6 protein-coding genes are annotated in these 8604 nt (G+C 68.7%); 2 read left to right on the top strand and 4 right to left on the bottom strand.

Going from position 1 to position 8604, the window contains the following annotated elements; translation table 11 throughout:
* Window positions 1-1011, top strand: a 1011-nt coding sequence (locus tag NFV80_RS08415) for a BamA/TamA family outer membrane protein (RefSeq protein ID WP_296758369.1), incomplete at its 5' end; no start/stop codon positions are given.
* Between the two features lie 20 nt (window positions 1012-1031).
* A complete protein-coding gene (locus NFV80_RS08410) occupies window positions 1032-5051 on the top strand; it encodes a translocation/assembly module TamB domain-containing protein (RefSeq protein WP_295330310.1) in 4020 nt (1339 codons plus the stop codon).
* Here the strand turns inward: NFV80_RS08410 and NFV80_RS08405 are convergent.
* The 4 genes from NFV80_RS08405 to folD form a co-directional block, all read right to left on the bottom strand.
* On the bottom strand, window positions 5048-6085 hold the full coding sequence (locus NFV80_RS08405) for an L-threonylcarbamoyladenylate synthase (protein WP_295330311.1): 1038 nt from the start codon (window positions 6083-6085) through the stop codon (window positions 5048-5050). The two genes, NFV80_RS08410 and NFV80_RS08405, sit on opposite strands and share 4 nt — an antisense overlap.
* Complete coding sequence (locus tag NFV80_RS08400; RefSeq protein ID WP_296758380.1) at window positions 6075-7232, bottom strand: 5-(carboxyamino)imidazole ribonucleotide synthase; 1158 nt, start codon at window positions 7230-7232, stop codon at window positions 6075-6077. The genes NFV80_RS08405 and NFV80_RS08400 overlap by 11 nt, the downstream gene beginning before the upstream one ends.
* 23 nt (window positions 7233-7255) lie before the next feature.
* The gene (gene purE / locus NFV80_RS08395; RefSeq protein ID WP_295330314.1) at window positions 7256-7753 is read right to left on the bottom strand and encodes a 5-(carboxyamino)imidazole ribonucleotide mutase; all 498 of its coding nucleotides are present in this window, start codon (window positions 7751-7753) and stop codon (window positions 7256-7258) included.
* Window positions 7753-8604: bifunctional methylenetetrahydrofolate dehydrogenase/methenyltetrahydrofolate cyclohydrolase FolD (folD, locus tag NFV80_RS08390; RefSeq protein WP_296758366.1), on the bottom strand; the 852-nt coding region annotated here is incomplete at its 5' end. The genes folD and purE, both read right to left, overlap by 1 nt.

Raw genomic sequence — 8604 nt, 5'->3', positions numbered from 1 at the left:
CTCGAACGTGGCGACGATGACGCCAAGCTGGCGGCGGACGACGGCTGGGTGAGTGCGCCGGTGCGCATCCAGTTGCGCGAACGCGCGCCCTACCAGGTGACCTTTGGCACCGGCTACAGCACCAACACCGGCGCGCGCGTCGAAGCCATCTACCGGAACAATGATCTCTTCGGTCGTGCCTGGCAATTGCAGACCGGCGTGCGTGCCGAACAGTTGCGGCAGACGGCGTACGCCGACGTCTTCCTGCCGCCGGACGAGGACAAGCATCGCGATGGCGTCGGTACCGTCATCGAGCACTCGGACATCGAGAATCTCGGTATCCGGCGCTTCGCCGTCGGCGCGACGCGCCTGCAGAAGCGCGGCAGCATCGAGCAGCTACTGGGCCTGAACTGGCAGCAGGAAGAACAGTCGCCGCAGGGGGCGCCGACGACGACCACGCGGGCGCTGACCGCGATGGTCGGCTGGACGTGGCGGTACGCCGTCGATCCGCTCGATCCGGCAGAGGGCATCTCGCTGCAGCTGCAACTGGGTGGCGGCAGCAAGGAACTGCTCTCCGACCAGAACTTCTTTCGTACCTATCTGCGCTACAGTCAGGGAATACCGCTCGGTGCCAGCGACGCACTGCTCTTTCGCGGCGAACTGGGTGCGACTCTGGCGCCGTCGTCGCAGGGGATTCCCCAGGACTTTCTCTTCCGCACCGGCGGCAGCAACACCGTACGCGGCTACGCCTACCAGAGTCTCGGCGTCAAGGAAGGTTCGGCCACCGTCGGCGGACGCTACCTGGTGACCATGAGCGGAGAATATACCCACTGGATCAGCCCGACCTGGGGCGCGGCGGTTTTCGTCGATGCGGGAAACGCGGTCGATGACCTGCAGGCGATGAGTCTCGCGGTCGGCTACGGGCTGGGCGCACGTTGGCGGAGCCCGGCCGGGCCGCTCGGCATCGATCTTGCCTACGGCCAGCGCGAAGGGAAACTGCGGCTGGACTTTTCCTTGGCGATCCCGTTTTGAACGGCGGCGGAACCCCATCGATGAGCCAGCCGGAAAACGCCCCTCCGCAGCCGCCAGCGCCGCGCCGGCGACACCAACGCTGGCTGGCCTCGCTGTGCGCGCTTTTCGGGCTGCTCGCCGGGCTTGTCTGGCTGCTCGGCAGCGAAGGCGGCCTGCGGCTAACCTGCCGGATGAGCGAAAGCCTGGCCACCGGCAAACTTGTGCTGAGCGAGCCGGCTGGCGCGCTGACCGGGTCGTTTTCGTTGCGCTCTGTGCACTGGCGGGACGCGACGCTCGATCTGCAGGCGGAGGAGCTGCAGTTCGACTGGCGCCCGGCCGAACTGTTGCGCGGTCGCTTTGTGGTGAGTCGTCTGGCAGCAGCGACCGTGCGCCTTGCCACCGTGACCGGCAGCGAGCCGACGTCGCTGCCGGACAGTCTGCGCCTGCCGCTGCCCGTCGACGTCGAGCGACTGCAGATCGGGAGGATCGAGGTCGGCGACCACGCCCATCCCGAAGGCAAGGCGCAATCCGTGGCCGAGGCGGTCAGCGCGCAATGGACCAGCGATGGCTTGCTGCATCGCCTAAGCGAGGCGCGGGCGCGCGTCGCCGGTCTGGTTCTTGTCGGCGAGGCCTCGCTGGCCGCCGAGAAGCCGTTCGCCCTTGCTGCCAAGCTGGGCATTGAAGGCGAAGCGGGCGGTCGCGCTGTCGCTTTCGATCTGGCGGCCCAAGGTCGCCTCGAAGAATTCCTGCTCGAGGGCAGTGCGCGAGCGCTCGCGGCGCCAGCCGGCGAGGGTTTTGCCGGGGAACTGTCGGCGCGCGTCACGCCGTTTGCCGCGCAGCCTTTCGTCGATGCGGTGATCCGGCTTTCGTCGATCGATCCGGCAGCGTGGATCGACGGCGCCCCACAGGCAGCGCTCGACCTGCGCGCCGAGTTGCGGCCGCTGGGCGATCCCTCTGCCGGCCTGGGGGGGCGTCTGACGGTGCGCAATCATCGTGCGGGATCGGCGGACCGGCAGCGGCTGCCGGTCGATTCGCTGCAGACCGGCCTGCGCTTCCGCGAGGGCGAACTGGACCTCGACGATCTGGAAATTCGCCTGGCGGGCGGTGGGCGTCTGCGGGGCAGCGGCAAGCTGCGCGACGCCGAACTGGCCCTGCGTCTGGCGGTGAGTTCGCTCGATGCGAGCGCGCTGTACGGCGGCCTGCACCGCACGCAGCTCGCGGGTTCGCTGCGCGCGCACGTCGGCCTGCACCGGCAGCGGGTCGAGGGCGAGCTGCGCGACGCCCATTTCGCGATCGATGGCAGGATCGCCATCGATCCGGAAGAACTCGTGGTCGAGGCACTGCGGCTGGCTGCCGACGACGCGCAGCTGGTTGCCAGCGGCAAGGTGGCACTGGTCGATGGGCGCCGGTTCGCCCTGCAGGGCAGCCTCAGGAATTTCGATCCGAGCCGTTTTGCCAGGCTGCCGGCAGCGCGTCTCGACGCCGACTTCGAGGCGCAGGGTAGCCGCGCTCCGCAGTTTGCGCTCGCCCTGCGCTTCCACCTGCACCACAGTCGCCTGGGAAGCGAAGCGCTGACCGGTAACGGCGAAATCGATCTGGCCGGGCAACGGCTGCGCAAGGCCGATGTCGACCTGCTGGCGGCTGGCAACCGCTTTTCGGCGAAAGGCGCTTTCGGGGCGGTCGGCGATCAGTTGACGGTGGCGATCACCGCACCCCGGCTCGACCCGCTGGGTGTCGCCGGCGACGTCAATGGCCGCATCGTCGTCGGCGGCAATTTCCGGTCGCCGGAGGTGTCGGCCGACCTGCAATCGACGCGTCTGGCGTCTCCTCGCTTCGGACAGTTGCGCGGGCTGGCGCTCGCTGCCCGGCTCGGCGATGGCAGCCGGGGCGTCGTGTCGGTGAAGCTGCGACTGGCCGGGTTCGACCTGCCGTCCGGAGAAAGCGCCCTGCGCGAGCTGACGATCGACGCCGACGGCGTGCGCAGCCAGCACCGTCTTCGCGCCCAGCTCAGCCTGCCGGCGGCGGGCCGTGCACGCGAGCTGCGCCTGCTGCTCGACGGTGGCCTGACCGAGCACGCCGGCGGCCCGGCCTGGACCGGAACGCTCGGCGAGTTCACACTGGCGTCGCTGGTGGATCCGCAAAGGTCCTTCGTGCGTCTCGCCGGCGCGCTGCCGCTGCAGTTGGCGGTGGGCAGCCTGAGCGCCGGACCGGGCGAGTTTGCCGGCAGCGGCTGGTCGTTGCGGCTGGAGCGTCTGCGCTACGAGCAACAGCGCTGGCAGAGCGCCGGCAGTCTGCGCGGCCTGCCGGTGGTCGCGACGCTGGCCGAACTGCCGGGCTGGATCGATGCGAGTGCGCTGAAGGGCGACGGCGAATCGCTGCGCATCAACGGCGACTGGGAAATTGGTGGTGGCGGCCTCGCCGGCGGTCCTTCGACAGCCTCGCGGACTGCGATCCCGACCGGTCGCGTGAGCTTCTCGCGCGATCGTGGCGACCTGACCATCGGCGCCGTCGCGCTCGGTCTGGAGGAGGGCGGCCTGCACCTGCTGGCCAGGGATGGCCGCCTCGAAGGCCAGCTCAGGCTGCGCGGCAAGCGGCTGGGCGAGCTTGCCGGCGACTTCCGCGCGACGGCTTCCGCCGACTCTCTGCTCAACCGGCAGGCACCGTGGCACGGCGAATTGCGGCTGCACGTCCCCGATCTGGCCTGGGCCGGCCCCTTGTTCGGCGACGGCTGGCAGCTTGGCGGTGGTCTGTCGGGCTCGCTGCTGCTCGACGGCACGCCGGCGCTGCCGCGCCTCACCGGCGAGTGGCGCGGCAGCGGCCTGGCGGTGCGCGCGCTGGACCAGGGCATGCGCCTCGAGCGTGGCCGGCTGCTGCTGCAGTTGCGCAGCGAGGCTGCCGGCGACGTTCGCCTGAACCTTCGGGAGATGGTGTTCGAGAGCGAGCTGCAGCCGCTGCCGCGAACCCTGCAACTCGATGCGGGAATCGACGCCGCCGCGCTGACCGCAAGAGCCGGCCGGATCGAGGTGAGCGGCGAACTGCGCGCGGGAAACGTCGATGGCGTGCTGCGCGTGCACGCCGATCGCCTCGGCGTGCTGCAACGTGCGGACCAGTGGGTGCTGGTCTCCGGCGACGCCGAACTGAAGCTCGGCGAACGCGTGCTCGACGTCCTCGGGCGCCTGCAGATCGACGCCGGCTACTGGGAGCTGGCACGGAGCGGCACGCCGCAACTGTCGGACGACGTGATCATCAAGCGCGCCGGCCAGGCGAAGCCTTCGGTGCCAGCGCGGCTGTTGTCGCTGGACCTCGAAGCGGATCTCGGCAGCCACTTCCATTTTCGCGGTGCCGGTGTCGAAAGCCGCCTGGTCGGCGCCGTCAGGGTCCGCTCCAATGGCAGCGGCCTGCCGCGCGCGACCGGTTCGATCCGCACCCGCGACGGGCGTTTCGACGCCTATGGCCAGAAGCTCGAAATCGAGCGCGGAATTCTGAATTTCCAGGGCCTGCTCGACAATCCCGGCCTCAATGTCCGCGCCATCCGCCCCAACCTGCCGGTCGAGGCGGGAGTCGAGGTGACCGGAACGGCAAAGCGGCCGATCGTGCGGCTGGTTTCCGATCCCGAGGTGCCGGACGCCGAGAAGCTCTCGTGGCTGGTGCTCGGACACGCGCCCGATCAGCAGCGGGGCCACGACTCGGGCGTGCTGCTGGCGGCCGCGCAGACGATCCTCGGCGGCCAGGATGGCGGGCCGCTGAAGGCCATCCAGCGCAGCCTGGGAATCGACGACTTCGGCGTCAGCAGCGGCACGCTCGGTGGTTCCGGTCAGTGGCAGAGCAGCCGCATCGCCAGTGCCACGGGCTTCGGCCCCAGCGATACGACGACCGGTCAGATTGTCAGCGTCGGCAAGCGCTTGTCGTCGAACATGCTGTTGAGTTACGAGCAGTCGCTGACCGCCGCCGGCAGCATCGTCAAGCTGACGGTCAACCTCAGCCGGAATTTTTCCCTGGTGGGCTGGGCCGGATCGGAAACCGGCATGGATCTGCTCTGGAACTACCGCTTCGGGCGTTAGCCGTCGCTGTCTTCATTGCGCCCCGAGCCTGTCGCTGCCCGTCGCAGCCGGTCGGCCACTGCCGCCCAAGCCGGCGTTGCCGGCGGATCCTCGACGACGATCAGCTCGGCGGCCGCCTGGTCGAGTTCGCGCAGGGCCGCGTACAGCGCCTGTGCGTAGGCGTGCGGATCGGTCGGCAGGCGACGCAGCACCGGTGCTGCGCCGTCCTTCGGCAGCGGGCCATGGCAGAGCACGGCGCAGCGGTGGCCGGCGTGCTGCAGGGCGTCGAGCACTCCGCCGAGGCGCGTCGTCGATACCAGGCGAAGCGGCGTGGTCGGGGCATAGTGTGCCGCCAGCGAACCCGGGACGCGCGGCGTCGCGTCGGCGTGCTGGCGGCCGGCAACCTCCGGCAGGAACCCGATGACCGTCGCGATCTGTTCGGGCGTCACCCGGCCCGGGCGCAACAGACGCGGCGGCAGCGCGTCGCCCGCGGTCAGGTCGAGAATCGTCGATTCGATGCCGATGTCGCAGCGACCGCCGTCGAGGATCAGTCTGACCGCGTCGCCGAGTTCTTCGCGCACGTGCGCCGCTTCGGTCGGGCTGATGCGGCCGAAGCGGTTGGCCGATGGCGCCGCGATACCGCACATTGCGCCCAGGCCGCCGCCGGCACGCGCATAGGCGCGCAGCAAGTCGAGCGCCAGCGGGTGCGCCGGCACGCGCAAGCCGACGCTGTTCTGACCACCGGTGACAACGCTCGGCACGGCCGCGGCGCGTTTGAGGATCAAGGTCAGCGGCCCCGGCCAGAAAGCCTCGGCAAGTTCCCAGGCAAACTGCGGAATGTCGCTCGCCCAACGATCGAGATAGCCGTCGGCCGGCAGATGCACGATCAGCGGGTGATCCGCCGGTCTGCCCTTGGCGGCGAAAATGCGCGCTACCGCAACCGGATTGGCCGCGTCGGCACCCAGACCATAGACGGTTTCGGTGGGAAAGGCGACCAGTTCGCCGGCTTGCAGCAGCGCCACGGCCCGATCGATTTGGCCCGCTTCAGGCAGCATCGACGATCCCGATTGCGGTGCGTGCAGCCAGCGCCAGTTCCCGGGCACGCAGAGGATCGTTGTCGAGGACCGTAAAATGTCCCATCTTGCGACCGGGCCGGGCGTGATGCTTGCCGTAGAGATGCAGCTTGAGCGAGGGAAAGGCGTGCAGGCTGGCCCAGTCGGGCTCACGGTAGCGATGGCCGGTCGCGCTGGCCTCATACCAGAGGTCGCCGAGCAGGTTGACCATCGCTGCCGCCGAGTGCGCACGCGCGTCGCCGAGCGGCAGGCCGCAGAGCGTGCGCACCTGCTGTTCGTACTGGCTGGTGAGGCAGGCGTCGATCGTGTAGTGACCGCTGTTATGCGGGCGCGGCGCCATCTCGTTGATCACCAGTCGACTGCGCACGACGAAGAACTCGACGGCAAGGGTGCCGACGTAGTCCAGTCCCTCGGCAATCCTGGCCGCAAGGTGCGCCGCCTCGGCATGCAGCTCGCACGATGCGCGCGCCGGTACCAGGGAAACGTCGAGGATTCCCTTGCGGTGACTGTTTTCGGCGATCGGAAAGCTGCGCACATTTCCCTCGTCGTCGCGCGCCAGGACCGCCGATACTTCGCAGTCGAGATCGAGTTTGCGTTCGAGCACGCAGATCTCCCCCCTGAACTGCTGGTAAGCGGCAATCGCCTGCTCGCGACTGCTTACCACTGCTTGTCCCTTGCCGTCGTAGCCGAAGCGGGCGACTTTCAGGATTCCCGGGAAGAGGGCGTCGCCGGCGTCGCGCAGGTCGTGTTCGCCGTGTACGGCGGCAAAATCGGCGTGCGGCAGACCGTGGTCGCGCAGGAAGGTCTTTTCCGCGATCCGGTTCTGGCAGACGCTGACCGCCTTCGCCGAGGGACGGACGATCACGAACTTGTCGAGATAGTCGAGGGTTCCCGCCGGGACGTTCTCGAACTCGGTGCTGACTGCCACGCAGCCCCGTGCCAGTTCGTCGAGCGCGGCGTAATCGTCGTAGGCGGCGAGCAGGTGGCGATCGGCGATGCGCGCGGCCGGGCTGTGCGGGTCGGGGTCGAGCACCCAGACGGAGTAGCCCATTTCGTGCGCGGCGCCGACGAAGAAGCGGCCGAGCTGGCCGCCGCCGAGCATGCCGAGCGTCGCCGGCGGCAGAACCATGCCGCGGCGGTCCGGATGACTGCTCACACCTCGGGCAGCTTCATGGCCATCACCTTCTCGGCCTGCGTCCGGCGAAAATCGTCGAGGCGCTGGGCCAGTTCGACGTCGCCGGTGGCCAGCATGGCGACGGCAAACAGCGCCGCGTTCGCGGCGCCGGCTTCACCGATCGCGAAAGTGGCGACCGGAATCCCTTTCGGCATCTGCACGATCGAAAGCAGCGAATCCTGCCCGGACAGTGCCTTCGACTGCACCGGCACGCCGAGCACCGGAACGGTTGTCTTGGCGGCCAGCATTCCCGGCAGATGGGCGGCGCCACCGGCGCCGGCGATGATCGCTTGCAGACCGCGCCCGGCAGCGGCGGCTGCGTATTCGAAAAGCAGGTCGGGCGTGCGATGCGCGGATACGACGCGCGCCTCGAATGGCACGCCGAATTCCTTGAGCATCACCGCAGCCGCCTGCATCGTCGGCCAGTCGGAATCGGAACCCATGACGACGCCGACCAGGGGATGCCGAGGCGCCATCAGCGAGCCTCTCTTTCCGCCGCTTCGAGCGTGTTGGCGAGCAGCATGGTGATGGTCATCGGCCCGACACCGCCGGGAACCGGCGTGATCGCCGAGGCGACTTCGCTGACCGCGGCAAAATCGACATCACCGCAGAGTTTGCCATCGGGCAGACGGTTGATGCCGACGTCGATCACCACCGCTCCCGGCTTGACCATGTCGGCCGTGACGAAACGCGCCTTGCCGAGCGCGGCGACGAGGATGTCGGCACGGCGCGTGTGGAAGGCGAGGTCGCGCGTCTGCGAATGGCAGATTGTGACCGTCGCGCTCGCCTGCATGAGCAGCATGGCCATCGGTTTGCCGACGATGTTCGAGCGCCCGAGCACCACCGCCTCCTTGCCGCGCAGATCGATTCCGGCGTCCGCGAAGAACTTCATCACACCGTAGGGAGTGCAGGGAATGAACCGCGGGTGGCCCTGCATCAGCGCACCGACGTTCTCGGCGTGGAAACCATCAACGTCCTTCTCGGGTGCGATCGCCTTGAGCACGGCGTCGCTGTCGAAATGCCGGGGAAGCGGCAACTGCACCAGGATGCCGTGGATTTTCGGATCCGCGTTGAGTTCGGCGATCCTGTCGAAAACGAGTTGCGGCTCGACATCGGGCGGGTAGGTGATCTTCTCCGAGTGGAAACCGGCTTGCGCACAGGCGTTTACCTTGTTTCGCACATAGACCTGCGAAGCGGCGTCTTCGCCGACCAGAATCACCGCCAGCCCGGGCCGGGTGCCGCGGGCGGCCAGCGCTTCGGCGCGCGTCTTGAAATCGGCGCGCAGCTTTTGCGCCAGCGCGTTGCCGTCGAGGATGGTTGCCGTCAT

The sequence above is a fragment of the Accumulibacter sp. genome (assembly GCF_023806565.1).
GTDB lineage: Bacteria > Pseudomonadota > Gammaproteobacteria > Burkholderiales > Rhodocyclaceae > Accumulibacter.
This window is presented reverse-complemented; position numbering and strand designations above follow the sequence as displayed.